Here is a 526-nt window from a genome sequence, read left to right as displayed (position 1 = left end):
GTTGTGAAGATCAAGATCAAGATCAGGAGGCAGAGGGAACGAGATTAAGAAAATGGTCGATTTCCGAAATCATCTTCTCAGCAGTTAAACCATAATCTGCTAGAATCTCTTCCCGCTCGCCATGTTCTGGATAGTAATCTTTAATGCCAAAGTGTTTGATAGGCATAAAAATGCCGTTAGTAGCAAGAAGCTCATTAATCGCTGAACCAGCACCTCCCATAATGGCGCCATCTTCAATTGTGATAATCGCTTTGTGAGATTGTGCTAATTTTAATAGCATCTCCTGATAGAGCGGTTTTACAAAGCGTAGATCGAGGAGTGTTGCCCCAAAATGTTCCGCAACTGCTGTGGATTCTGTAATCAATGGCCCTACATTGATCACTAGGAGATTATCTCCTTTTTTGAGGAGTTGACTCTTCCCGATCTCAATGGTTGCAGTTGGTTGATCACTAATATGGCTTCCAATGCCTTTTCCGCGAGGATAGCGAACAGCCGCCGGCCCTGGATAGTGGTAAGCCGTTGTTAA

The 526-nt window shown here is 43.7% G+C and carries 1 protein-coding gene; it reads right to left on the bottom strand.

The features are described 5' to 3' along the window. Positions 1–22 precede the first annotated feature (22 nt). A partial coding sequence (locus FK268_RS26220; protein WP_497997388.1) for a transketolase C-terminal domain-containing protein occupies positions 23–526 on the bottom strand: 504 nt, incomplete at its 5' end.

The organism is Tsukamurella sputi (assembly GCF_007858445.1).
GTDB lineage: Bacteria > Actinomycetota > Actinomycetes > Mycobacteriales > Mycobacteriaceae > Tsukamurella > Tsukamurella sputi.
Note: the sequence above shows the minus strand (reverse complement) of the source record. Positions and strands in the feature narration are given on the sequence as shown.